Annotated in this window: 22 protein-coding genes and 2 tRNA genes; 14 read left to right on the plus strand and 10 right to left on the minus strand. The window is 42.1% G+C overall.

What is annotated here, in order from left to right:
* The first annotated feature begins 33 nt into the window (after window positions 1–33).
* The 8 genes from BUC17_RS06580 (at window position 34) to BUC17_RS06615 (ending at window position 6,614) form a co-directional block, all read left to right on the plus strand.
* Window positions 34–822 carry a T9SS type A sorting domain-containing protein gene (locus tag BUC17_RS06580; protein ID WP_073362779.1) on the plus strand — a complete coding sequence of 263 codons (789 nt, stop codon included), beginning with the start codon at window positions 34–36 and terminating at the stop codon, window positions 820–822.
* Window positions 823–1,212: an OB-fold protein gene (locus BUC17_RS06585; protein WP_073362781.1), complete on the plus strand. Its 390-nt coding sequence runs from the start codon at window positions 823–825 to the stop codon at window positions 1,210–1,212.
* 2 nt (window positions 1,213–1,214) lie between these two features.
* On the plus strand, window positions 1,215–2,072 hold the full coding sequence (locus BUC17_RS06590; RefSeq protein WP_073362934.1) for a DUF5777 family beta-barrel protein: 858 nt from the start codon (window positions 1,215–1,217) through the stop codon (window positions 2,070–2,072).
* 11 nt (window positions 2,073–2,083) lie between these two features.
* A complete protein-coding gene (locus tag BUC17_RS06595) occupies window positions 2,084–2,443 on the plus strand; it encodes a hypothetical protein (protein ID WP_073362782.1) in 360 nt (119 codons plus the stop codon).
* 11 nt (window positions 2,444–2,454) lie between these two features.
* Window positions 2,455–2,988, plus strand: a complete 534-nt coding sequence (locus BUC17_RS06600) for a YceI family protein (RefSeq protein ID WP_073362784.1) — start codon at window positions 2,455–2,457, stop codon at window positions 2,986–2,988.
* Between the two features lie 138 nt (window positions 2,989–3,126).
* Window positions 3,127–3,615 carry an acyl-CoA carboxylase biotin carboxyl carrier protein subunit gene (locus BUC17_RS06605; protein WP_073362785.1) on the plus strand — a complete coding sequence of 163 codons (489 nt, stop codon included), beginning with the start codon at window positions 3,127–3,129 and terminating at the stop codon, window positions 3,613–3,615.
* Window positions 3,616–3,620: 5 nt separating this feature from the next.
* Window positions 3,621–5,063: an acetyl-CoA carboxylase biotin carboxylase subunit gene (gene accC / locus BUC17_RS06610; RefSeq protein ID WP_073362936.1), complete on the plus strand. Its 1,443-nt coding sequence runs from the start codon at window positions 3,621–3,623 to the stop codon at window positions 5,061–5,063.
* Between the two features lie 9 nt (window positions 5,064–5,072).
* Window positions 5,073–6,614 (plus strand): acyl-CoA carboxylase subunit beta, encoded by a 1,542-nt coding sequence (locus tag BUC17_RS06615; protein WP_073362787.1) that lies wholly within the window; start codon window positions 5,073–5,075, stop codon window positions 6,612–6,614.
* A 105-nt stretch (window positions 6,615–6,719) separates the two neighbouring features.
* Here BUC17_RS06615 and BUC17_RS06620 read toward each other — a convergent pair whose 3' ends face one another.
* From BUC17_RS06620 to BUC17_RS06630, 3 genes are read right to left on the minus strand one after another with little or no spacing between them, the layout of a single operon-like run.
* On the minus strand, window positions 6,720–7,508 hold the full coding sequence (locus tag BUC17_RS06620; protein WP_073362788.1) for a tetratricopeptide repeat protein: 789 nt from the start codon (window positions 7,506–7,508) through the stop codon (window positions 6,720–6,722).
* Window positions 7,509–7,556: 48 nt separating this feature from the next.
* Window positions 7,557–8,246, minus strand: coding sequence for a response regulator transcription factor (locus BUC17_RS06625; RefSeq protein WP_073362790.1), 690 nt, complete (start codon window positions 8,244–8,246; stop codon window positions 7,557–7,559).
* Window positions 8,239–9,504 carry a sensor histidine kinase gene (locus tag BUC17_RS06630; RefSeq protein ID WP_073362791.1) on the minus strand — a complete coding sequence of 422 codons (1,266 nt, stop codon included), beginning with the start codon at window positions 9,502–9,504 and terminating at the stop codon, window positions 8,239–8,241. Before BUC17_RS06630 ends, BUC17_RS06625 begins: the two co-directional genes overlap by 8 nt.
* A 172-nt stretch (window positions 9,505–9,676) precedes the next feature.
* On the opposite strand from BUC17_RS06630, the gene BUC17_RS06635 reads away from it, so the two are divergent.
* Entirely contained in the window at window positions 9,677–10,093 is a 417-nt protein-coding gene (locus BUC17_RS06635; protein WP_073362793.1) for a DUF1573 domain-containing protein, read from the plus strand.
* A gap of 65 nt (window positions 10,094–10,158) precedes the next feature.
* Here the strand turns inward: BUC17_RS06635 and BUC17_RS06640 are convergent, their stop codons facing one another.
* From BUC17_RS06640 to BUC17_RS06655, 4 genes are all read right to left on the minus strand, one after another.
* On the minus strand, window positions 10,159–10,608 hold the full coding sequence (locus BUC17_RS06640) for a hypothetical protein (RefSeq protein ID WP_143161739.1): 450 nt from the start codon (window positions 10,606–10,608) through the stop codon (window positions 10,159–10,161).
* A 28-nt stretch (window positions 10,609–10,636) separates the two neighbouring features.
* Window positions 10,637–11,938 carry a 30S ribosomal protein S12 methylthiotransferase RimO gene (rimO, locus tag BUC17_RS06645; protein ID WP_073362796.1) on the minus strand — a complete coding sequence of 434 codons (1,302 nt, stop codon included), beginning with the start codon at window positions 11,936–11,938 and terminating at the stop codon, window positions 10,637–10,639.
* A 109-nt stretch (window positions 11,939–12,047) separates the two neighbouring features.
* Entirely contained in the window at window positions 12,048–13,580 is a 1,533-nt protein-coding gene (locus BUC17_RS06650; RefSeq protein WP_073362798.1) for an OmpP1/FadL family transporter, read from the minus strand.
* Between the two features lie 33 nt (window positions 13,581–13,613).
* The gene (locus BUC17_RS06655; protein ID WP_143161740.1) at window positions 13,614–14,651 is read right to left on the minus strand and encodes a hypothetical protein; all 1,038 of its coding nucleotides are present in this window, start codon (window positions 14,649–14,651) and stop codon (window positions 13,614–13,616) included.
* Window positions 14,652–14,752: 101 nt separating this feature from the next.
* Between BUC17_RS06655 and proS the strand changes: the two genes are divergently transcribed.
* The 4 genes from proS to rpsT all read left to right on the plus strand — a co-directional run bounded on the left by proS (window position 14,753) and on the right by rpsT (window position 16,908).
* Window positions 14,753–16,231 (plus strand): proline--tRNA ligase, encoded by a 1,479-nt coding sequence (gene proS / locus BUC17_RS06660; RefSeq protein ID WP_073362801.1) that lies wholly within the window; start codon window positions 14,753–14,755, stop codon window positions 16,229–16,231.
* A gap of 76 nt (window positions 16,232–16,307) precedes the next feature.
* Window positions 16,308–16,379 (plus strand) — tRNA-Glu (locus BUC17_RS06665).
* A 50-nt stretch (window positions 16,380–16,429) separates the two neighbouring features.
* A tRNA-Glu gene (locus BUC17_RS06670) sits at window positions 16,430–16,501 on the plus strand.
* Window positions 16,502–16,656: 155 nt separating this feature from the next.
* On the plus strand, window positions 16,657–16,908 hold the full coding sequence (rpsT, locus tag BUC17_RS06675; RefSeq protein WP_073362803.1) for a 30S ribosomal protein S20: 252 nt from the start codon (window positions 16,657–16,659) through the stop codon (window positions 16,906–16,908).
* Window positions 16,909–16,957: 49 nt separating this feature from the next.
* Here rpsT and BUC17_RS06680 read toward each other — a convergent pair whose 3' ends face one another.
* Together BUC17_RS06680 and BUC17_RS06685 are read right to left on the minus strand one after the other, a co-directional pair.
* Complete coding sequence (locus BUC17_RS06680) at window positions 16,958–17,368, minus strand: response regulator (protein ID WP_073362804.1); 411 nt, start codon at window positions 17,366–17,368, stop codon at window positions 16,958–16,960.
* Window position 17,369: 1 nt separating this feature from the next.
* Entirely contained in the window at window positions 17,370–19,070 is a 1,701-nt protein-coding gene (locus BUC17_RS06685; protein WP_073362806.1) for a sensor histidine kinase, read from the minus strand.
* Between the two features lie 137 nt (window positions 19,071–19,207).
* Between BUC17_RS06685 and typA the strand changes: the two genes are divergently transcribed.
* Window positions 19,208–21,013, plus strand: a complete 1,806-nt coding sequence (gene typA / locus BUC17_RS06690) for a translational GTPase TypA (protein ID WP_073362808.1) — start codon at window positions 19,208–19,210, stop codon at window positions 21,011–21,013.
* 80 nt (window positions 21,014–21,093) lie between these two features.
* On the opposite strand, the gene BUC17_RS06695 is transcribed toward typA, so the two are convergent.
* The gene (locus tag BUC17_RS06695) at window positions 21,094–26,193 is read right to left on the minus strand and encodes a T9SS type B sorting domain-containing protein (protein WP_073362809.1); all 5,100 of its coding nucleotides are present in this window, start codon (window positions 26,191–26,193) and stop codon (window positions 21,094–21,096) included.
* Window positions 26,194–26,203 lie beyond the last annotated feature (10 nt).

Here is a 26,203-nt window from a genome sequence, read left to right on the forward strand (position 1 = left end):
CATTTTTACGTATCTTTAAACAAAAATAAAACTATGAAAAAAATTACTCTTTTACTGTTTTGCTTGGGAGCTTTCCATGCCTTTGGGCAACAAAAAGCTACGGGTGTAGTGAATCTTTCGACCAATGTGCGTGCCAATTTTTTATTGGATAGCAACACATCAACAGTTACTCTAACGATGATTGGCCCCAATGACCGTTGGTTTGGCTTGCAATTTGGTTCGTTTACAGGCACCCAAGGAATGGCCGTTGGGCAAGATTTGGTGTACTGGAACAATACTGCAAATGTAGTTGACGCGCGTTTCAATGGCGAAGGTTTTTCGCCCATTACCGACACGACCAATCACTGGACACTGGTATCCAATTCCAACAACACACCCTCTACGGGGTTACGTACCATCGTTTGTACGCGTGCCTTAAGTACGGGCGATAGCAGTGATTATACTTTTAATTTTGACGATACGACCCTAGATATTGCTTGGGCAAGAAGTAGTACCGCTAATTACACAATAAATAACCATGGTGGAGCCAATCGCGGGTATGCTATCGACACTCCATTTACTAATTTAAGTACGCAAGAAATCGCTCCAGTGGCCGTAAGTGTTTATCCCAATCCCTCCCGCGGAGCGGTAACCGTTAGTGCAACTTGGGGTATTGAAACGGTGAGTGTGTACGCGCTTTCAGGACAGTTAATTCGCACGCTTTCATTTTCCACTACTGAAAATGCTAAAGAAGTTCAAGTAGAGGGTCTAGCCGTAGGTTCCTATCTTCTAGAAATCCAAGGCGAAGGACAAAAAGCTTGGAAGAAAATAATTGTCGAGTAAATGAAAAAATCCTTTAAAATAGGGCTTATAGGTTTACTGCTTGTAGCTGTTGCGGGATATTTTGGGTATCGATATGTCTATCACTCCGAACGACGTGATGTTCAAAAGGAAGCCGCTGCATTTACACTGAAAGCCCTAGACTTACATCAAGCTTTTGTTGCTAACACCGAAAAAGCAAATGCTACATATTTGGAAAAAGCCACTGAAGTTTCGGGAACCGTCACTGCGACTGAAGGGAACCAACTAATACTGGATGAAAAGGTTGTGTGTATTAGTCAAACGCCTTTGACAACCAAAGTGGGGGCTAAAGTCACCGTAAAAGGACGTGTCATCGGATATGATGATTTTCTCGATGAAATAAAAATGGATCAATGTACTTTAATTCCTTAACCATGAAAAAAATAGTAGCCTTGGCTTGGATCGCAATGGGTTGTTACTCTACATCCTTGCATGCACAAGACGATTTATTAAACGAACTCAATCAAGACCAAAATAAGAAAGAAACGGTTAGCGCAGCATTTAAAGGACAACAAATTTGTACCATGCAGTCGACCAAAATGGCGGCAAAAGGCGAATGGTATTTTTTAGTAGCCCACCGTTTTGGAGATTTGACCAACGGTTTTGAAAACTTTTTTGGATTGGATAATGCCCTCACAAAATTAGGAGGCTTATACGGTGCAACAGAGTGGCTTACTTTAGGTTTTTCGCGTCATACGCTTGCAAAAACGTATGAATTTTCGGGTAAGTACCGTCTAATGGCCCAAGAGGTAGATGGTTTTCCCGTGACCATTGTTGGGTACCATACCATGGATATTAATTCCCAATTGGAAAAGGAAGAGTATCCAGAATTATCAGGAACCGATCGGTTTGCTTTTTCCAATCAGCTGTTGATTTCACGTAAGTTTTCAGAGAATTTTTCGCTACAACTTACTCCAATGTACATTCACAAAAACTTGTACGACCCGTTACTGGAAGAAAAGAGTCAGTTTTTAATGGCTTTAGGAGGACGTTACAAGTTCTCTAAACGCTGTAGCTTTAACTGGGAATACGCGCAACGTTTCAATACCGTTTCCAATGACCCTTATCAAAATCCACTTACCGTGGGTGTCGATATCGAAACGGGAGGCCACGTCTTTCAGTTGGTATTGTCCAACAGTCAAGCGATGAATGATGTGAGCTATTTTACCACAGCGACAGGGGATTTTAATCGTGGAATCTTCTTCGGATTCAACTTATACCGTGTATTTTAATTGCAATTGCTATGAAAACGAATTATTTTAAATTGTCCTTAATCGGAATATTGTTTTTGGGACTTATAGGGTTACAATATGCTTGTGAATCGTCTACATTTGAAGAGGCTTCGGGTATCGTTACGAATCCCTCCTACAACAAAAATGTCAAACCTATTATGACCAATAATTGTACAGGTTGCCACAATGGAGTGGATGAGTTTTCGTTGTTGACCTATGAAGACGTAAAAGACAATACACAAAATGGTAATTTATTGTGCCGAATTAAAGGAACAGCCTGTGGTGAAATTATGCCTCCTACCGGAAAAATGAATACCACACGGATCGCCATTATCGAAAACTGGGCGGCCAACAACTACCCATTGGATTAATACAAAAGGCTATGAAAAAGAATTTACTGTGTTTGCTACTCCTGCTCAGTGGAATGCTACACGCCCAAAAAATGATCACCCGAACGGGGGTTGTTAAGTTTGATGCCACTGTTCCGGGAGCTACCGATCAAGTGGCCGCCACCAACAATGCCGTTTCGGCCCTCTTGGATAAAAATAGTGGTGATTTTGCCATCCAAGTGATGATTAAGTCTTTCCGCTTTAAAATTCCGTTGATGGAAGAACATTTCAACGAGAATTACATGGACAGCGATAAGTTGCCCAAAGCTACCTTTAAAGGGAAAATCGTTGGTTTTCAACCTCAAAACGGGACCTATGATGTAGAAGGTGATTTGACAATTCACGGAGTGACACAGAAAGTGAAAACCAAAATGACATTGAAAGTCGAAGGCGGAAAAATTCATTTGGACGGTACCTTCACGGTCAAGCTCAAGGATTACGATTTAACAGTACCCGCTTTGGCCAAGAAAACTTTGTCAGAAACAGCCAAGCTTACGGTTGATTTGACCTTAGAAAACAAAGCTTAAAAAAAACATATTAGGGTAGTAAGACGAACTTCGGTTCGTCTTTTTTTTGACCTATACGTAATTACCAAATTAATTGATTTTTGTCATAGCGCAATCGATTTCGATTCCCTAAATTTACAATCCTAAAATAACAGCACTATGCAAAAATCCTATACCCTTTCTGTGCATACAGGGGCCACATTTGAGCTCGACGAAAGTTCGTTGCAACAACTCGATGCCGTGGCTACGGGACACCATTCGTTTCATGTTTTAAAAAACAATCGGTCCTATACGGCCGAAATCATAGCGGCCGATTTTGTCGCCAAAAAATATACCATAAAGGTCAATAACAATACCTATGAAGTATCCATAGCCGATGAATTAGATCAATTGATCAGTCGCATGGGAATCGAGCGGGGACGCCATAAAGTGGTCAATGCCATCAAAGCCCCGATGCCAGGGTTAATTTTGGAAATTAATGTTCAGGTTGGCGATGCGGTTCAAGAAAACGACCCGCTGTTGATTTTAGAAGCCATGAAAATGGAAAATAGTTTTCTATCCCCACGGGAGGGCAAAATCAAGTCCATTGCGGTGGTGAAAGGACAAGCGGTAGATAAAGGCCAACTTTTAATTGAATTTGAGTCATGAAAAAAATAACCAAATTATTAGTGGCTAATCGCGGCGAGATAGCCATCCGTGTGATGAAAACCGCGAAGAAAATCGGCCTCAAAACGGTAGCGGTGTTTTCTGAAGCCGACCGCAATGCCCTTCATGTAAAATTTGCAGATGAAGCCATGTGTATAGGACCCGCACCCTCAGCCCAATCCTATTTGAAAGGCGATAAAATTATAGAAGTAGCGCAGGCATTGGGCGTAGATGCCATCCATCCGGGCTATGGTTTTTTAAGTGAAAATGCATCGTTTTCGGCATTATGTGAGAAAAACGGGATTATTTTCATCGGACCCCAACCGAAAGCTATCGAAATGATGGGAAGCAAATTGGCCGCCAAAGAAGCTGTAATGCACTATGACATTCCGATGGTACCCGGCGTAGACCATGCCATTGTTGATGTAGAAGAAGCGAAAAAAACAGCTAAAGAAGTGGGCTTTCCCATTTTAATCAAAGCCTCTGCCGGTGGTGGAGGGAAAGGAATGCGTATCGTTGAACGCGAGGAAGATTTTGAGTCCCAAATGGAACGTGCCATTAGTGAGGCGACTTCGGCTTTTGGCGATGGTTCGGTGTTTATTGAAAAATATGTGTCCAAACCGCGTCATATCGAAATCCAAGTAATGGCCGATAGCCATGGCAATGTGGTGTATGTGTTTGAACGGGAATGTTCGGTGCAACGCCGCCATCAAAAAGTAGTTGAGGAGGCTCCTTCGGCGGTACTTACACCCGAAAAACGCAAAGAAATGGGGGAGGCAGCTGTAAAAGTAGCCCAGGCCTGTGACTACCTGGGAGCGGGAACCGTAGAGTTTTTACTTGATGAAAACCTGAATTTTTATTTCTTGGAAATGAATACCCGTTTGCAAGTGGAGCATCCTGTAACCGAGATGATTTCGGGATTGGATTTGGTTGAATGGCAAATTCGCGTTGCCCGTGGAGAAGCCTTACCGATGAAGCAGGAAGACTTGCAAATTCAAGGCCATGCGATGGAATTACGTGTCTATGCCGAAGATCCGATGAATGATTTCCTACCCAATGTGGGGAATCTTGAGGTATACCGCTTGCCCGAAGGCGAAGGAATTCGTGTAGATAATGGTATTGCCGAAGGAATGGATGTGCCGATTTATTATGACCCAATGTTGTCGAAGTTGGTGACGTATGGGAAAACGCGAGAGGAAGCAATTGAAAAAATGATTGAAGCGATTGACCAGTATATTGTAAAAGGAGTAGCGACAACTTTGCCCTTTGGGAAATTCGTGATGCAACATGAAGCGTTTCGTTCGGGGGAATTTGATACAGGTTTTGTGAAAAAATATTACGATGCTGAAAAGTTAAAAGTTCAAATGGATACCGAGGCAGAAATTGCAGCTTACCTCGCATTACAACAATATAGTAACGATAAAAAAATCTTGCGCGTACCCAACGCCTAGTTAGAAATCATGGAAGATAAAAATAAAGTTTTGATGGAGAAAATCGCCTTAGCCCAATTGGGAGGAGGCGCCAATCGTATTGCGAAGCAACATGAGAAAAAGCGTTTAACGGCTCGAGAACGTGTTCTTTATTTGTTGGATGAGGGTTCGTTTGAAGAAATCGGAATGCTAGTCACGCACCGAACAACCGAGTTTGGTATGGACAAAGAAATCTATTATGGTGATGGAGTGGTAACCGGTTACGGAACCATCAACGGTCGTTTGGTCTATGTATTTGCTCAAGATTTTACCGTTTTCGGCGGATCACTTTCTGAGACCCATGCGGAAAAAATTTGTAAGGTGATGGATTTGGCCCTGCGTAATGGCGCGCCGATGATAGGTTTGAACGATTCGGGTGGCGCTCGTATTCAAGAAGGTGTTCGCTCATTGGGAGGGTATGCCGATATTTTTCACCGCAATGTTCAGGCGAGTGGGGTGATTCCTCAAATTTCTGCGATCATGGGACCTTGTGCAGGCGGTGCCGTGTATTCCCCCGCGATTACCGATTTTACCATCATGGTCGAAAACAACAGCTACATGTTTGTTACGGGGCCTAATGTGGTAAAAACAGTGACCAATGAAGAAGTAACCTCCGAAGAATTAGGGGGTGCGAGTACCCATTCGACCAAATCAGGCGTGGCCCATTTAACCTCACCGAATGGGATCGAATGTTTGGAAGATGTAAAACGTCTTTTGAGTTACATGCCCCAGAATAATAAAGAAAAAACACCGCAGTTGCCCTATGTATTGGGCGAGGAGTTGCGCGAAAAATTGGACACCTTAGTTCCCGAAAATGCCAACAAGCCTTATGATATGCATGAGGTAATCGATGGCGTTGTCGATGAAGATTCCTTTTTTGAAATACATAAAGATTATGCCGAAAATATTGTTGTCGGATTTGCCCGTTTGGCAGGACGAAGTATCGGTATCGTGGCCAATAATCCCATGTATTTGGCGGGTTGTTTGGATGTAAAGAGTTCGATCAAAGCTGCCCGTTTTACCCGTTTTTGTGATTGCTTCAACATCCCGTTGTTGGTGTTGGTAGATGTCCCCGGATTCTTACCCGGAACGGACCAAGAATGGAATGGAATTATTGTTCATGGAGCTAAATTATTGTATGCATTGAGTGAGGCGACGGTTCCCAAAGTAACAGTCATTACCCGAAAAGCCTACGGAGGAGCGTATGATGTAATGAACTCGAAACACATTGGTGCCGATATGAATTTTGCATGGCCTGGGGCTGAGATTGCCGTGATGGGGGCCAAAGGAGCGTCGGAAATTATTTTTAAGAAAGAAATCAATGAAGCCGCTGATCCCGCCGCTAAGTTGCTGGAAAAAGAAGCCGAATATGCCGAATTGTTTGCAAATCCCTACACAGCAGCGCAACGTGGTTTTGTGGATGAGGTGATTGTACCCCGCGATACGCGAAGAAAATTAATCAAGGCTTTTGCGATGCTGGAACATAAAGCAGTTCCCCTTCCGCAACGAAAACACGGAAATATCCCATTATAAGTAAAAAACCTGCCAGTAGTGCAGGTTTTTTTTGAGTCTATTGAAATAGTTATTGCTAAAGCTTGTGAAGCTTCCTATTGAATAAGCGATGATATTGCAATAAGGCTATTTACAGGTGTTTTGTATTATTTCTTTAGCTTCAGTAACACCAAGACTTAAGGCTTTTTTTAAGTCAGCACAAAAATTACCTTTGGATTTGGTGTTAATGATATAAACCGCACGATTGAAAAAGTATTGGCCATTATTTGGAGCTATAATACACAATTGATTAAAATCAGACAATGCATTTTGTCCTAAACTCGCTTTGCAAAATGCCCGATTTTCCAATGCCGTTTCATTATTTTTCTCTTGCGCCAACACTTTATCAAAAAGTACGATAGCCTCTTTGCATTTGTTTTGTTGGGACCAAAGGATACCTTTATAGGTTAATGCATCGATATCATTCGGTTTGAGACTTAAACAAAAATCAATATCTGTAGTTGCTTTTTCCCAATTATTCATTTGTAAATAGGTATAACCGCGATGTAAGTGACCTAAGTAGGAATTTGGTTTAACTTCTATAAATGAGTTAAAGTAGTGTATCGCTTTTGTGAATTGCTTTTTTTTGGTTTCAATCATCCCTAAATAGCATAGGGGTTCTTCTGCTTGGGGATTTATTTCGAGGCATGAATTCATATCCGTTTGGGCTTCAGCCAACTGCCCAAGTGTAAAATAGTATGTTCCGCGAAGAAAATAATTGTCGTAATTGGATTCGGTTTCGATCATTTTCGTCAATTCTTCAATGCTTTTTTGCAATGCAATTGTTTTCTCTGTTTGTTGTCCATTACATAGGAATACAAAAAAGAAGTTGATCCATAGGAAACATCTAAAAATTGAACACGTTTGTTGTCTCATAAGGTCTTTTATTTTAATGATTTAAATTTGGCTTTAAAAACATTTCCCTTATGCCTCACTGCTAAATTTAAATCCAATACCGTGTAAGTTTTCAATAGTTATCCCCTCTTGTCCAGCAAAAATTTTGCGCAAGCGGGAAATGAATACATCCAAACTTCGACCCATAAAGTAATCGTCTTCACCCCACAAGGCTTTCAAAATTTCTTCACGTTTAAGGACTTGATTTTTATGGTCTAAAAAAAGTTTGAGTAAATCCGATTCCCGTTGGGTGAGCGAAATGGTCTCGGTATCATTAAATATACGATAATTGGCCGCATCAAATTGATAGGTTCCCACGGTATAAAACGGGCTAGGAGGGGGTGTTGTTTTTTTATGGGAACGCCGTAAAAAAATATCGATTTTTAGCATTAACTCCTCAATACTAAAGGGTTTTACCAAATAATCGTCGGCTCCAATTTTAAGTCCCCGAATGCGATCTTCCTTTAATGTTTTGGCGGAAAGAAAAATAATGGGTATTTCCTGGTTCTTTTTTCGAATGGCTTCTGCCAATTCAAAACCATCCATTTTGGGCATCATAATGTCTAAAATGCACAAATCGTATTCATTTGAAAGAAAACCCTCCAAGGCTGCAGTTCCATCGGCAAAATGGTCTACGGCATAAAAATTTTCCAGATGATCTTTCGTCAGAAACGCAATGGTTTCATCGTCTTCGGCATACAGAATTTTGAAGTTATGCATAGTGCTTTTTAGGAATTAAAATCGTTATCGTCAATCCGTGTTCTTTATTATTTTGGGCGCTGATCTTCCATTGGTGTTGGGTGCAAATCTTTTTCACATAAAACAATCCCAAACCAAATCCATTTACCTCATTGCTTTTTTGGTCGGCAACGCGATAAAATTTATCAAAGATCAAATTTAAATTTTTGGGCGCTACTCCAATTCCATTGTCTGTAAATTGCAACCGTAACCCATGGCGTTCCTCGTCAACTCGAATTTGAATACGTGGGGTAAGGTTACAGTACTTGACCGAGTTGTCCAATAAATTGTAGATAATGTTTGAAAAATGAAACCGATCGGCTTCAAGGGTATACTCGCGTTCGGCTTCAATCGTTACAGTAACTTGTTCGTTTTTTAATTTAATGGTTTCAGCGGCCTCTTGCAATAAAGGGAGTAAGGCTAATTTTTCGGGTTGTAGGGCTAGCGGAGATTCATCGCTTTTGGCAATATTCAACACCTTTTCGATATGGTGATTTAGTTTTTTACTTTGATTGATAATGATTTCAGTGTAATCGAGTAATTTTTTTTGCTCGCGTATAACCTCTTGCTTGTTGAGGTAACTCGAAGCAAGTAGGATAGAGGAGAGGGGTGTTTTGAATTCATGGGTCATGTTGTTGATAAAGTCCCGTTGCAATTCGGAGTATTTTTTTTGTTGGATAATGGTGTAAATGGAGTACACATATACCAAGAGCACAATCATCAGCGCAAACGACAACACAAACCAAAACCGAAGCGAGCTTAATAAATACGATGTTTCGTTGGGAAACCGCACGGCAAAATAATAGACGAGATTTTTGTGCTTCGGAAAATAGACATTATGCTTACTGGGTTTTTTATCGCTCATCGCTACATAGTTGCCATACACCATTTCATCACTATTGCAATTGTACATGGCATATTCAAAGTCGGTCGTGATGTTCATTTTGGCAAACTCCGTCTTCAGATAATATTCTAAAATATCGGGCTGAAAATCGTTTTCAACATTGACAATATAGTAGTCGTTGGCCACTTTCTCCACCGGATTGTTGGGGGGTAATTCACTGTCTTTCCCTTCATAGAGTTTTTTAACTACTTCCAAGAGGGCAATATGTGTTTTTTGGGTGAATTTTTTTTCCTCCAAGCTAAAGGCTTCCCGTGTCCAAAGCAATTGAGCAATGAGAATGCCTAAGGTAGCAATCATCCCAAGAACAATGACAATATTGAGTTTTTTGGTTTTCAAAAGTGATAAATTGAGTCTCAAAATTACTTAAAAAATAAGTGGATACCGACTGTTAACAAGTCATTAACAAAGATTCGAGAGCGGTTAACAAACCACAATCGAAATTGGATTTACATTTGTATCAAGAAATTAGAAAACTTACTTTAATTATAAAACCAATAATTCATTTCGTATGAAAACAGTAAAAATTACTTTAGCGGCTTTAGCCTTCGGATTGATGTCATTCACGACAACAACCGTAATTGATCAACCTACTATCGTTTCAGCCAAAGATGCTTCGCCTGTAGTGTGGAAATCAGAAACTGTAGATGTGGGTGAAATTCCACAAGGAACTCCAAAGACCATCGAGTTTTCGTTTAAAAACACAGGAACGAAGTCGGTGTTGATTACCAATGTTAAACCTTCTTGTGGATGTACAGCAGCCGATTATACTAAAGAAGCTGTAGCGCCTGGAAAAACAGGATATGTAAAAGCGACTTACAATGCCGCAGCAGCTGGAGCGTTTGCCAAAACTATCACGGTAACCACCAATGCTGAAGAAACGCCCAAAGTGTTGACTTTTAAGGGAACTGTGGTTGCAAAATCATAAGTTTTCGATATAAAGGTGATTAAGAATAACGAAAAACTCCTGAGGTGACTCAGGAGTTTTTTATTTTAAGAACGGGTCTTCATCGCTTCCATCCTTTTTTGACGGTCCAAAATGATTTCCTTAAACTTTTTCTTTTGTTCGTCATTCAGGAAGTTCATTACATTGCGTTCTGCCGTTTCATTAATGGCACTAATTTCGCTCAACTTTTCATCTTGTGCCATGTTTTCTTTTTTCATAATGGCATTGATTTTTTTGGAGCTGGCATCAAATTCTTTTTGCACAATAATCACTTGTAATTCGTCCAGTTTTAAATCGGTTTTCAGTTTATCTACCGTTTTTTGTACCGATTCAACGCGTTCTTTTTCAAGTTGCTCAGGAGTCTTCTCACGAGCCATCGGCGGTTGCATACCCATACCCGAGCGCCCCATGCCTCCCATACCGTTATTCATCATGCCCATTTGTGCCCAACCCGTGAGCGTTAGTGTACAGCAAAATAGTAAAGCGATTTTTTTCATAAAAACTTCATTTTCGTAAAGATACAAATTATATCGGTTCTCCGTAAAGGTCAAATTCACTCGCATCAAAAATTCGAATCATAGCAAATTCTCCTGTTTTTAAATAGTGTTGAGAAGCGTCAATCAAAACTTCATTATCAACATCGGGACTATCAAATTCTGTACGCCCAACGAAATAATTCCCCTCTTTTCGATCGATGACACAACGAAAGGTTTGACCAATTTTTTCCTGATTTAATTCAAAAGATACTTGCGATTGAATATCCATGATTTCTTGTTGACGCGCTAATTTTGTAGCTTCAGGAACATCATCCTCAAGCGCATAAGCGCCCGTATTTTCTTCGTGGGAGTAGGTAAAACAACCCAAGCGTTCGAAGCGCATTTCTCGAACCCAGTCTTTCAAAATTTGGAAATCCTCCTCCGTTTCGCCGGGATAACCCACGATTAAAGTGGTACGAATAGCGATGCCTGGAACCGCTTTCCGAAATTCATTTAACAGTCGGGTCGTTTTTTCCTGGGTAGTTCCGCGTTTCATCGATTTTAAAATGGCATCGGATATGTGCTGTAAAGGAATATCGATATAATTGCAAATCTTCGGTTCCCGTCGCATGACCTCCAATACATCCATAGGAAATCCTGAAGGGAAGGCATAATGCAAACGAATCCACTCAATCCCCTCCACCTTTACTAAGGCTTCCAAAAGTTCGGCTAAGTTTCTTTTCTTGTATAAATCCAAACCGTAATAGGTGAGATCTTGAGCAATTAAAATCAATTCTTTTACGCCATTTTTGGCCAATCCCTCGGCCTCTTTTACCAATTTTTCAATCGGTTGGGACACGTGTTTTCCGCGCATCAAGGGAATAGCGCAAAAACTACAAGGACGGTCACATCCTTCGGCGATTTTTAAATAAGCATAATTTTTAGGTGTTGTAGTGAGTCGTTCTCCCAAAAGTTCATGCTTATAATCGGCACCTAAAGCCTTTAGCAAAAGTGGTAACTCTGTGGTTCCAAAGTACTGGTCGATATTTGGAATCTCTTTTTCCAAATCGGGGCGGTATCTTTCAGAAAGACAGCCGGTGACAAATACTTTATCTACCACGCCACGTTCTTTTTTATCGGCATATTCCAAAATGGTATTTACCGATTCTTCTTTGGCATTATCAATAAATCCGCAGGTGTTGATGACCACAATATTGCCTTCTTGTTCATGCACAACTTCTTTTCCGTTGGCGCGCAATTGTCCCATTAAGACTTCACTGTCGTACGTATTTTTGGAACACCCTAAAGTGATGACGTTGATCTTGTTTTTTTTGACCGATTTGGTTCTCATAGTTTTTGAAAAATGGACTGCAAAATTAGGCTATTTATTTCAGTCTCAAAAAGGAAACCGCATAAAAAAAGCCATCGATAACCGACGGCTTTTATAAGGTATAGTGAAATTATAATTCAAAAAGAAGGGTCACCGAGATGTTGTCAAATACGGCACGACTGCGCGCTGTATCGGTTAATCCGCGGTTGAACATTTGTTGGTTGAAATTGCGCCAACCGTGACTGTAGGATACATCTAGACGCGTATCCCCAAAATTGTACCCCAATCCTCCCGAATAGGTTGTCAAATTACCCATGGTATAGTGGTTTTTATAGGGACTTTCAGACCAACGATATCCTCCGCGAAGACTCCATTGTTTGTATTTGTATTCTGTTCCTAAGCGAATTTCTGTAGCCGCCTGTAATTGATTGTCGATAGTGGCATTTTCGGCGCTAAAATCGCGTTGCGGGGTAAAGGTGTTGCCTTGGTAAAACTGCTGCGAGATATCAGCACTGATTAAACCGCGTTTGCCAAACAAAAAGACCCCCGATGCGGTAACTCGATCGGCTGTACGCAAACGATAAGGTTCGAATATCATGGTCACATTCGGATCCACGACCACCGAATTATACTGCGTATTATTGGCATCTGCATTCAAACCAAATCCCGATGTTGCAATGTATTGACGTAACTCATCGTTCAAGCGAAACCATGTCGGCGATTGATAAGCAAGTCCCAAACGCGCATTTTTATGTACTTTAAAAATAGCCCCTAATTGAACAGAGAACCCGTTGCCATAGGTATATAAATCATTGTTGAAACGCACCCGATCTACTGTAGAGCCGGTGGGATAGCGGGGATTTGAATTGGCTTCAAAGAATGAAGTGCTTTGGCGGTAATCGACAAAATGAAAGTTCAAATTGATTCCAAGCATCAACCAATCTTGGTATTGTGCTGAACCATTTACCGATAATTTACTGGAATACCCTGAGGAGTTCAATAAAAAGCTTTGCGCATAATTTCCACCGGGGGCAATATTCGTAAAGTAGGAAGTATTGTTTGGATTATTGCTTACCGGGTCTATGATATAGGAGTTGTATCCTAAATAGGCTTGTTGTTCGTTAAAAAACAATTCATCGTAAAAGAAATCGTTGAGCACTCCAAAAGGAACGGCTTCAGAAGGATTTCTACCGTTGGCAAAACTAAGGAAGTATTGGTCAATGGAGTTGTTGGGATTGACGCCGCTTAGAAACACTGAATTGTTCAGGTTTTGCGTGTTCTCGTAATTCAAGGCTACCGCAAATTTATTCCAATCAGATTTTTTTAAAGGGTCAACAAAAACCAACACACCGCCCGCTTGATTGATGTCAAAGTGATTGTTGTTCTCCCGTTGTTGGGTCCCAAAATAATTGGTACGATTGGTCGTGTTAAAATTGGTAAGCGTGGCGCCAGCTTGATTGTTGCTGAAAATTACGGAACCTGCTGGATTGACTGAAATGGCACTTAAATCACCGCCTACGGCACCAAAGGCACCTCCCATAGCGCGAAATCGAGCCGTTCCATTAAGGTCTTGCACCGAATACCGTAAGGCATCCTGAATGTCTTGACTCCAGCCAGAGGTCATCACCAACCCTGTGAAGCATAAGGCAAATATCTTTTTCATAGTAAACAAGTCTTAGTGAGTAAAGGGAACAAATTAACGACGACCACCGCCACCGCCTCCTGAACGGCCACCACCGCCAAAACCGCCACCGCCGCCGTAGCTTCCGCCACCGCCATAACTTGAACGCGATGGAGTATAGCTTCGGGTGTTGGACTCACTGCGTGAAGGGCTACTACTCGGAGTAGTGTTATTACGCACGGTTCCTGTGTTTGGCGCACTATTGGGACGTGTGTTATTGGTAGAATAGTTTTGACGCACGCCGCTATTGCCGCGGGTAATGTTTACGGGACGCACCCCATTGGTGTAATCTGCACGTCCGTTGCGAACAGTATTGCCTCGGGTAAAATTATTGCTTCGAGTGAAACCATTATTTGCACGTCCGATTCCGCTGTTGCGTCCATTAAGTGCGGTTGGATTTCGGTAAATGGTGTTACGACGTCCTCCGTTGTAGGCGAAGTTGTTGTTCCAACCGCCACCCCAGCCCCAGCCCCAACCGGGTCCGTACCAAGAGTTCCAACCCCAGCCCCAACCAGGACCATACCAGTTGTTCCAACCCCAGCCGCCCCAGCCGCCCCAGCCCCAGCCGGCATTCCAACCGAGACCCCAGCCGCCGTTCCAACCCCAGTTGTTCCAGCCCCAGCCGCCCCAGCCAGCATTCCAACCAAGACCCCAGCCGCCCCAGCCGCCATTCCAACCCCAGCCGTCATTCCAAGAATCATAATAGTTGACGGTGACATTGGTAGCATTATTCCCCCATCCATTGTAGTTGGAAGAAGCCGTGCGTGCCGCTGTGTTTTGAGTACTGTCTTGTGGTGTGGTATAATTTTCAACATCCGTAATCAATTCTTGACTCTCCTCATTTAAGGAGCTGAAATAATTACGGTAATATTCGCTGTTGCTATTGTCCTGTCTTGGAGCACTAGCTCGAGTGGTTCCAGTGCTGCCATATACGCCATCATTATCGTAATAGGAAGAGTTTTGATAGGAGCCGCAAGAAGTGACCAAAATTCCCAAAGTGACTACGGGGAGCCAACGGAAATTACGGATTTGGGAAAGGAAATTTGTTTTCATATCTATAGCATTTTTATTGTTGGTCATTACAAAAATAGTTAGTTTTGCCAAACTAATTAGTTAAAATTTGATTAAACAATTTTTGTGCCAAACTGTTCATTATGAGTAAGAACTTAACAAAGCGAGAAGAGGATTATTCCAAATGGTATAACGAGCTAGTAGTAAAAGCCGATTTGGCTGAAAACTCTGGGGTGCGTGGCTGTATGGTGATCAAACCTTATGGATATGCCATTTGGGAAAAAATGCAAGCCGAGTTGGATCGGATGTTCAAAGAAACCGGTCACAGCAATGCCTATTTTCCTTTGTTTGTGCCCAAAAGTATGTTTGAAGCAGAAGAGAAAAATGCGGAAGGATTTGCGAAAGAATGCGCTGTAGTGACGCATTACCGTTTAAAAGCTGATGAAACCCAAAAAGGGAAACTTATCGTTGATCCACAAGCCAAATTGGAGGAAGAATTAGTCGTTCGACCTACCAGTGAAGCGATTATTTGGTCAACGTATAAGAATTGGATTCAATCCTACCGTGATTTGCCCTTGCTTATCAATCAATGGGCAAATGTAGTGCGCTGGGAAATGCGTACCCGTTTGTTTCTTCGTACCGCTGAGTTTTTGTGGCAGGAAGGGCATACCGCGCATGCTACCCGTGAAGAAGCCATTGCTGAAACGGAACAAATGATGCAAGTATATGCTGATTTTGTTGAAAATTTCATGGCTATTCCCGTAATCAAAGGGGTGAAAACACCCAATGAACGTTTTGCCGGAGCGGAAGAAACCTATTGCATCGAAGCTTTGATGCAAGATGGAAAAGCCTTGCAGGCGGGGACATCCCACTTTTTAGGGCAAAATTTTGCACAAGCTTTTGACGTGAAGTTTGCCAACAAAGAAGGGAAACAAGACTATGTGTGGGGCACCTCTTGGGGGGTTTCAACACGCTTGATGGGGGCTTTGGTTATGACGCATTCCGATGATAATGGGTTGGTGTTACCACCCAATTTAGCGCCAATTCAAGTCGTTATTGTACCCATTTATAAGAGTGAAGAAGAATTGGCGGCTATTAGTACGGTGGCTCATGAAATCACAGCGGCTTTACGCAAGTTACGCCTCTCGGTTAAGTTTGACGATCGTACGACACAAAAGCCAGGATTTAAATTTGCCGAATGGGAACTCAAAGGCGTACCCGTTCGTATGGCGATTGGTCCCAAAGATTTAGAACAAGGAACGGTGGAACTAGCCCGAAGAGATACGTTAACCAAAGAAGTGGTTCGCCGCGAGGGCGTAGAAGCCTACCTTGTTGATTTGATGGAAACGATTCAACAGAGCTTGTATCAAAAAGCATTTTCGTACCGCGACAGTCATATTACTCAGGTGGATAATTTTGATGAATTCAAAACGATTTTGGAAACAAAAGGAGGATTTTTGGCAGCCCATTGGGATGGTACGCCAGAAACCGAAGAAAAGATCAAAGAATTGACCAAAGCAACCATTCGCTGCATTCCTTTAGACCAAGTAAAAGAGGAGGGGAAATGTGTGTTTTCAGGGGCTCCTTCCACAGGTCGTGTCTTGTTTGCCAAGGCATATTAAAAAAAATAAAAAAGTTTAAAAGCGGACTTGCACGTGTAAAAAATAGTTGTATTTTTGCATCCGCATTTGAGCAGTAGGCCCGTTCGTCTATCGGTTAGGACTCAAGATTTTCATTCTTGCAAGAGGGGTTCGATTCCCCTACGGGCTACAAAATAAAGGCAATTGAAGTGTGACATTTTATGTTACTGCCACTCAAATGGCCCGTTCGTCTATCGGTTAGGACTCAAGATTTTCATTCTTGCAAGAGGGGTTCGATTCCCCTACGGGCTACAAATTAGTTGTAAATTAGTTTTGTAAAACAAAGGTTTTGTGTCTCAAATCGTTGTTTTATTAGTTAAAACCAAAGTGATTACCGAGTAATTGTGGGAGGTTTTTCTTTTTTAACTAATAGTTATAAATAATTATTACAATTAAATTACAAAACAATGGCAAATCACAAGTCAGCGCTAAAGAGAATTAGAAGTAACGAGAAACGAAGAGTTTTAAACCGTTATCAACACAAAACAACACGTAATGCCGTGAAAGCGTTGCGTATGTCTACGGATAAAGCAGATGCAGCAGCCAAATTGGCAAGCGTTATTTCTATGATTGACAAGTTAGCAAAGAAAAACATCATTCATGATAACAAGGCTTCCAACTTGAAGTCCAAGTTAACGAAACACGTCAACAAACTGTAATCTATTTTTATAGTATAGTATGCAAAAGCCTCCAATTCGGAGGCTTTTTTTATGTGTTGTTATTCTTTAACTCTTCGAGCATCTCTCTTGTTATCGGTTTCGATAAAAAGTCCAATACCATAGGATACGATTTTGATTTTTCGATGTCCTTTGGGTCTATAGTCGAGGAGAGCACAATTACTTTTAGCTGTGGAAAAATTTCGTTGTAACGTCGTTCCGTAATGATATCTAGAAATTCCCAGCCCCCCATTACGGGCATATTCAAATCCAAAAAAAGAAGTTCGGGCAAATCGGTTGTCGGTGTAATTCCTTTTTGCGAAAACGACTCTAAATAGGCTAACGCGTCTTCTCCATTGTTGGCAATCTCAATGGTTTCGGAAAACTCACACTTTTGAATGACTTTTTTACATAACATTAATGTAATGGGGTCATCGTCTACACAGAGTATTTTTTTGTACATTTTAATTGTTTTTAAAGGTAATCGTAAATGTTGTTCCTACGCCTACCTCACTATCTATTGTGATGCTTCCTCCCATGGACTCTACTTGCGATTTGACCAAATATAAGCCCAAACCTTTACTGTCGGGATTGTCATGAAAACGTTGGTATAGTCCAAATACTTTATCGCGATGGCGTTTGAGGTCAATTCCCAAGCCATTGTCTTTGAAGGTAATTTGTGTTTCGGTGCCTAAATTTTTAGCAGCGACTAAAATTTTCAATTGACGGGAAGGATCGCTGTAGCGGAGTGCATTGGTAGTCAAATTTAGTAAAATACTTTCAAAATACGAGCGATTTAAGAACAAGGTATTTACTTTATCGACATCCAGTTTAATAATTGGATTTAAGTTGCTGATTAAAAAACTGAGTTGGTTAAAGATGTTTTCAAACACATCCCGTATCACAATCGGCTCTTTATCTATAGCTAAACTGTCTTTGATGATAATGATATTCACCAAATCATTGACTGTATCGTTGAGTTGTTGGGTTGATTTGCTAAATCCTTGAAGGATTTCTTTTAATTCATAATCCTCAATTTCAATATCCTCCAACAAATTTAATAATCCGGTCAAATTAGAGAGAGGAGCGCGTAAGTTGTGAGAAGTGATGTAAGAGAACTGCTTTAAGTCGGAGTTGTTTTGTGTCAATTCTTTAATCAATTGTTCGCGTTCTTTTTCCTGCTCTTTTTCCTCGGTGATGTCGCGTTGAATGGAAATCCAATGCGTGTGTTGATTTTCATGGTTGGTAATGGGAATCAAACTTAAATTCACCCAATAGTTAGTGTTGTCCTTACGTTTGGTCAGGGTTTCCAAGGTAAAAGCCTCTTTCTTTTTTAAGGCATCGGCAATTTTTTTGACATCCCTTTTGTTTTGAATACGTTTAAAAAAGAAGGTAGCCGACTGGTGTAAAACTTCTGCTTGGTCGTATCCTGTCATTTTCTCGAAAGCGGGATTCACATATACGATTTGATCTTCAGCATTTTCAGAGGCACCAACAGCGGTAATCAATACGGTATCACGATTTTGAATAATTACCGTTTCCAATAAACGCAATCGTTGTTCTTCTTCTTTTTGTCGAGTGACGTCCTGCATGGCACCAATCATTCGCACCACATTGCCTTCCTCATCTTTGACCAGAAATCCACGGTCATATACATAGCGGTATTGCCCATTGGCGTCCATAAATCGGTATTCATCCTGCCATTTATCCGAACGTTGGGCGATATACGAATATAGTTTTACCGACATCTTTAAACTGTCTTCCGGGTGAATTTTGTCAAACCACCACTGTAAATTGGCCCCAACCTGGTCTTTTTTATACCCAAAAACACCTTGTATTCCTTTGTTCCAAATAAAACTGTTGGTTTTAACATCCCAGTCCCAAATCGTATCGCTTGTAGCTTTGGAAACAATTTCAAAACGTTCGTTGGAAATAGACAATTCTGAGAATTCCGATTCAAACTGCGCCATGTAGCGCTCTGTAGTTCCAATTTTTTGCGCTAGAAAGTACGTCGTAAAAAGCGCAATTCCCAACGCCAAACCCAATCCGATTCCCAGCTGCCATGATGGATTGTTCCATTGTGTAACCACAACCATACCTGTAAAAATCAGGGCAAATAAGGTGAGGAATACCGGAAGAAAAAAACGTGGGTTTGTGTGTTTCATTATTCCAAAAATAACAAAAAAATAGGATAAAAAACATGTTGTAGTATTAATTCACTTTTACATAGCGTAAAACTATTGCCTTGAGGATGCCTGATTTCAGAAAATAAAAACTACCTTTGCGCCTTCAAAAAAATCACATGGAATCAATACGAAATATTGCCATTATTGCCCACGTTGACCACGGAAAAACCACCTTGGTTGACAAGATTATGTACCACTGCCAGTTGTTTCGCGAAAACGAAAATACCGGCGATTTAATTTTGGACAACAATGATTTAGAACGCGAACGCGGCATTACCATTACCTCCAAAAACGTTTCGGTGGTATACAAAGGAACCAAAATTAACATTATCGATACACCAGGCCACGCCGACTTTGGTGGCGAAGTAGAACGGGTATTGAATATGGCCGATGGCGTATGTTTGTTGGTTGATGCCTTTGAAGGTCCGATGCCCCAAACACGTTTCGTATTGCAAAAGGCCATCGACTTAGGGTTGAAACCTTGTGTGGTGATCAACAAAGTGGATAAAGAAAACTGTACTCCTGAGGAAGTGCATGAAAAAGTATTCGATCTCATGTTTGAATTGGGTGCCGAGGAATGGCAGTTGGACTTCCCAACAGTTTATGGTTCGGCCAAAAATAACTGGATGTCCGAAGACTGGCAAAACGTGACCACATCTATCGAACCTTTGTTGGATATGGTGGTGAATCATGTTCCTGCGCCTAAAGTGTCAGAAGGAACCCCTCAAATGTTGGTTACTTCGTTGGACTTTTCATCGTTTACGGGTCGAATCGCTATCGGACGCTTAGAGCGCGGTACGCTGCGTGAAAATATGCCTGTTTCTTTAGTGAAAAGAGACGGTTCAATCACCAAATCCAAAATCAAAGAACTACATACTTTTGAAGGTTTGGGCCGTAAAAAAGTAGCCGAAGTACACGCGGGAGACATTTGTGCTTTGGTAGGTATTGAAGGGTTTGAAATTGGAGATACCATCGCTGATTTTGAAAATCCTGAAGCCTTAAAAAGTATTGCGATTGATGAACCAACCATGAGTATGTTGTTTACCATCAATGACTCTCCGTTCTTTGGTAAAGAGGGGAAATTCGTTACTTCACGCCATATCAAAGATCGTTTGACCAAAGAACTAGAGAAAAACTTGGCCTTACGCGTGAGCGAAACCGATTCGGCCGATAAGTTCATGGTGTTTGGTCGTGGGGTATTGCACTTGTCTGTTTTAATCGAAACCATGCGTCGCGAGGGGTATGAATTGCAAATCGGTCAACCCCAAGTTATCATCAAAGAAATTGACGGGCAAAAATGTGAACCTATTGAAGAATTAACCATCGACTTACCTGAGAATGTTTCGGGTAAAGCGGTCGAATTCGTAACGGTTCGTAAAGGGGAAATGCTGAGTATGGAACCCCGTGGCGAGCGAATGATTATCAAATTTAACATTCCATCTCGTGGAATCATCGGATTGCGTAATCAATTGTTGACGGCTACTGCGGGAGAAGCTATTATGGCGCATCGATTCATCGGGTATGAACCTTTAAAAGGAGATATTTCGGGTCGTATTAACGGTTCGTTGATTTCTATGGAAAATGGAAAAGCCATTCCGTATTCCATCAATAAGTTACAAGACCGTGGTAAGTTTTTTGTTGATCCCAACGAAGATATTTACGAAGGACAAGTGGTCGGTGAAAACTCTCGTGCGGATGATTTGGTGATTAACATTACCAAAACCAAACAGTTGACCAACTTCCGTTCTGCGGGCGCCGATGATAAAACGCGTATTGTTCCCGCCATCAAGTTTACTCTTGAAGAAGCTTTAGAATATATTCAAAAAGATGAGTATGTGGAAGTAACACCCAAGTCGATTCGTTTGCGTAAAATTTTGTTGAGCGAAAACGATCGTAAGCGTTTCAAAAATGCTATGGTGTAACACCTCCATTCTAACAATAAAAAAAGCCATCAATTCTTTCATTGATGGCTTTTTTAGTATATGCTTTTTAAGCATTCAGGCTAACGCTTCAAGGCAAAATTTCCTTTCACTATTCGACCGTCCTCCAGTTGAATGACATACCAGTAATCATCGCCTGGCAGTAAGGCTCCATTATAAGTACCGTCCCAACCCGCGCCCAATGCCCCGATTTGTTTCAATAACTTCCCATAACGGTCGTAAATAAAGATTTGCGTATTGGGATAAAAAGTATTCGTAACGCCCCGAATGTTCCAAGTATCATTAAATCCATCGCCATTGGGTGTGAAATAGGCGGGGATGCCCAACACAGTGACCAAATAGGAAGCTATACCACATCCATTTAAGTCTTTTACATAGACCGTATGCACGCCCATGGGGACTTGCGTAAATACATTTGAACTTTGATGCGGGCCATACGATTCATCAATGCTGTACACATAATCACCATTGCCAGAAACGTTTACCGTGATGGTGTTATTATCGACCAAATCTACAACGGTTACCGAATCTATCGTCGCAATAACAGAGCTGTTCACTTCGACAACGCGCACAACAGTACATCCTTGAGGATTGGTAACTTCAACGCTATACGTCCCTTCTTGATTGACCGTGAGGCTATACTGGGTTGCCCCCGGAATGAGGGTTCCCTCAAAATACCATTGGTACGTGTAGGTGGGAATCAAGTTGTCTTGCGCCACATCGGCTGTTAGAGTGGCAGTGAAAAAAGGTAAATTAGAACAAATCAAGGTATCATCCCAGCCTTGGGCATTGATGTCGACCAAAGGCCTTGGATGCACCACAAAGGATAGCGGATAGGTTGCCGAACAGTTCGTGTTAATTGGATTGGTCAATGTGACCAAAACCGTTTGTGTTCCACTGATAAACGGATTTGGGAGTTGATTGGCGTAAACTGTACCGTTGGCCAAGGTGTAGGTCAACGTAAATCCAGTTTGCCCTTGAAGTAAATCTTGCGTGAGCGTTGTGGTGTCAAAAGCTACCGTGCCGTTTTGAAGCGCGGGATCGGTTTCATCATCACAAACCTCAAATCGATTGGGGGCTACCGCAAACAATTCGGGTAAATCATCAACAATAAAAGTTACCGTAGTGGTACGGAAACAGGGCCCATCCACAGGAATGTTGTTGGCATTAGCTACTCTTACCTGAATCGTTTCGGTACCGGTTACCGTATAGGTAGGAGGAAACGGTGCAGGAATTGGCGTCCCATTTCCAGCAAGGTATTCCACAACAACACCCGTTTGCCCTTGAAGAAGGCTACTTTGCAACGTAGCCGTATTGAAGGTAAAACTACCGTCTTGGTCATCATCGCAAGCGCGAATAACATTGCCATTGCCCAAGGGGAAAATAGTGGGTAAGGCTTGTACGGTCAAGGTAATGTACGGGCCCAATCCAAAACAGGCATTGTCTACATTACTGTCAACGCGAACCCAGATCTGTTGTGTGTTGGGGTACCCGATATTGGCATAATTGGCGGGATTGGTGATCGCTAAGGAATTTCCATTGCTATCATTTTCGGCCAAAGCATCGGCTTCGTTTCTATAATACGAAATCGTATACGTGGCAGTATTGGGTAATAATGCTTGAATCTGCCCGCTAACACTACTGAAATTAAAAGTTGCAATGCCATCGGTGTCGGTGTCTTGGGGACTGACGTAAAAATCACATTGGGTAAATTGCCAACTCGTTCCGGCGGGAATTTGAGTGGCCGAAACAATGAGATTCAAACGGGCTACGCGGAAACATTGGTTGGCATTTTCAACGCGAACCCATACCGTAGTATTGGTCGTCGTGTATGCAGTAACCCCCGTAATTTGTTGGGTTACATCGTTGGTTTGGGCTGCCGTTTGAGAAGTAAAATAAGTAAACGTTTCGTTGGCGGCATTGGCCGAAATCTGATTATTTTTTTGCGTTAGGTTGAAACTCGAAATACCGTCCGTGTCGTTGTCACATTGGACCAATGTAAGCGGTGTAGTCACGACAGGTAGTGCATAGGTTGTCAATACCGCACTCTGCGAATTAAGGCCACAACTGTTGCCATTTCGGTTGAGTACCACACGATAGCGATAGCCAACCATAGCCGGCGTTACGGCAAGAGCTGTCAACGTATTGGAGGTTACTCCGGTGTAATTGGGACCGTTGGTTAACGTTGTCCATGTCGTGCCATTATCTGTTGAAACTTGCCATTGATAGCTATCCACGGGCGTTGCGGGAACTACAGTAAAGACGGCGTTTTGCAATTCACAAACCGTAACATCTTGGGGTGCTGTAGTGATGCTGATCGGCGCACTAATGCTGTAATTAGGATTTGGGGGCGTATATCCTCCTGCGCCCGTAACCACTCCATTAGCATTCACGGTGACACTGCCTGTTCCCAAAACTCCATTGGCATCTGGATCAGCAAAACCTGCTTCAATCACATCGGCACATAAATCGTTGTCCGCGTCCAAAGCAACATAATTAAATATACCATCGCCATCAGAATCGGCTAACGTGTAATTCAAGGTTCCTGAATCAACAGCGTTTTCTAATCCGTTATGCAACCCATTGGCTCCAATTTGAATTGCATCAATAATTCCATCGAGATTGGCATCCAAAGCGCCACTTTGGGCTTCGGTTAGATCGTAAATCCCATCATTATCTGAATCCAAATCCAAATAATTGGGAACGCCATCCCCGTCAAAGTCGTTGGGGACATAAGCGGGGCCGAAAATATCATCCAAACCGTCATCGTTGGCGTCATTTCCAGAAAGTGCTACAAACGTAGGCCCTTGCGACTCCACTACATCTAAAATTCCATCATTATCCGAATCGATGTCCAACGCATCGGCAACACCATCGGCATCACTGTCTTTGGGGACACATACGGCATAAAAGCGAAACGTAGCGCGATTGGGCGCATCATCAACTAAATTTTTATGTTGGATGGCCAATGAAGTTGTCAAGTAGGTTTGGAATTTAAACGTACCACTCCCTGCGGCCAAAGGAACAGCACTATTCAATCGAAAACGAATTTCAAACGAGGAAAATCGAGTCACGCCGCTCTCAAAGAAACCGTCGTAATTGGTGTCAATCAACAACTGATCATCTGGATTGTCAACGGTAATGGTTTGGTTGATGGGACAGGTGATAATGTACTCTCCTTTGTCATTGATCAAATCGGCAGTGTTGGCAACGGCAGCGTATTCCAATCCCAAACTAATGGGTTGCGTAAAGTTGACTTGGTATTTCACCCAATTTGTTTTTCCGGGGGGAACATCTGTCACGATAGTGCCATCATTTGTCGATGTAAACGGAAGCGTACTAGCAGTAGTAGACGTACTTACCGTTCCAGTAAAGGGTCGGCTAAAGGCCCCAACCGTCAGGGTTCCTGTGCTGGGATTTTGTAAATTCAAGTACTGGTTCCCATACGATTCTGTGCAATTGGCAATCCCGTCGTTGTCCATGTCCACATCAATGTTGTCATTGACCAAATCTCCATCCAAATCATTGGGACAGGTGCTGACAGGAAATTCATCCGAGAAAATTTCAATCCCGCAAGTCGCCAAAGCAGCTTTCACTTTGTAATAGCCAGGCTGTGTCGGAGAATAACTGTTGGTTGTTGCACCAGGAATTGGCACATTGTTGAAATACCATTGGTAAGTGTCAAATCCACTTTGCGCATTGACATTCAACGACACATTGGGAATACAGTTGGTGAGGTTAACATCAACTTCTTGAAAAACTACTTCAGGTTTGAACACAAATCCCGAATAATAGCCTCCAAACGTAGCGGCACCATCACTTCCATAAGCGGCCAAATAGAGTTCGGTAGTGGAAAAAACGGAAACATTTCCCGTCAAACCTGTAATGATATAACATTCATAGTCAGGATTTCCTATTACAGCCAAGGGACCACTTACGCCAAAAGCCCCTGCCAATCCCGCTAGCGTGTAGGGGACTCCATCGATGATAAAGTTAAGGGTTGATCCGGTTTTGGTGGTAATGGTTACCCGCCCGCTGAAATTTCGATTCCCCACTTTTTCAATAAACGGAATGTTATCGAGGGATTTCGGGGTTTGACAGCTCAAAGGCGGCACAAAAAACATTTCTTGATTCGCTTGGTTATTCTGCGAACCGTCGCCGACCGCTTGGTACGCAAAAATATTTTTATCCGAACGAACATATAAATTGCCATTCACATTGTAATCGGCTCCAGTAAGTTGCACATAGTCCCCCGCATTCAATTGATAGCTCGGCGTAGTACTCCCATTGAGAAAGATGGAGGTGTTGTTTTCGTGGGCAATCAACAATACGCGCTCCACATTGTCCATCCCCGTACTTTTGATAAAAATATAGTCTTTCCCGGTTCGCTCTACCGATACAATTTGGTCAAAGCCTGTATCGATATTCGACATTTGGCCATTCGTTCCCCCAACCGATCCACAATTCACGGCAATGGGTTTGTCTGCGGTTACCAGTGACCCAATGAGGGCATCGCGGTTGGCCGCTAAGGGTCCTTGAACGGCAATGACAAAAGTTTCGCCACTGTTGAGTAAAACAGGAGGCGGTGTATTTCCCGTGGTATTGACAAGTTGGGCACCAGGGCCGATGTCGCTAAAAGTAACCGTAGTATTATTCTCGGTAGCCATCACACTCACAAAAGTGTAATGCAATTCAAAGTAGTTGTTAACCAGCAAATTGGTCATCCCACCAATGCGAAATTGGGTGCCCAATGCCGCCATCCCTTTCGAAACCACACAACCCGCTTGGTTTCCTGACGCGTCGACAATACGACCCGAAACCGAAATTAAATCCTCGGCTTCGATCACATAACCCGCATCTTGTAAAATGGTATTCGCCGCCGACTGATCCACGACAAACTGAAACGGACTCCCACTGCTATCCATATCAAAGACATAAGGGATATCACGCGAAACCGTTCCGGTGATGTTAACACTCCCCAATTGTTTGATGGTAAATTGAATGGGCGTGATACTCGGGGTTGAAATGTATAGAAACTTCGATCCAATGGGCATATTTTGCGAATTGGATATCGGAGGGATGTAATGCGTTTTACTAAATTGAGCGAAACAAATCGCTGAAAATAAAAGCGTTAATAGGTTCGATAAAAATTTTGCATTCATAGCCCAAAAA

It is taken from the genome of Flavobacterium fontis, assembly GCF_900129405.1.
GTDB classification, from domain to species: Bacteria; Bacteroidota; Bacteroidia; order Flavobacteriales; family Flavobacteriaceae; genus Flavobacterium; species Flavobacterium fontis.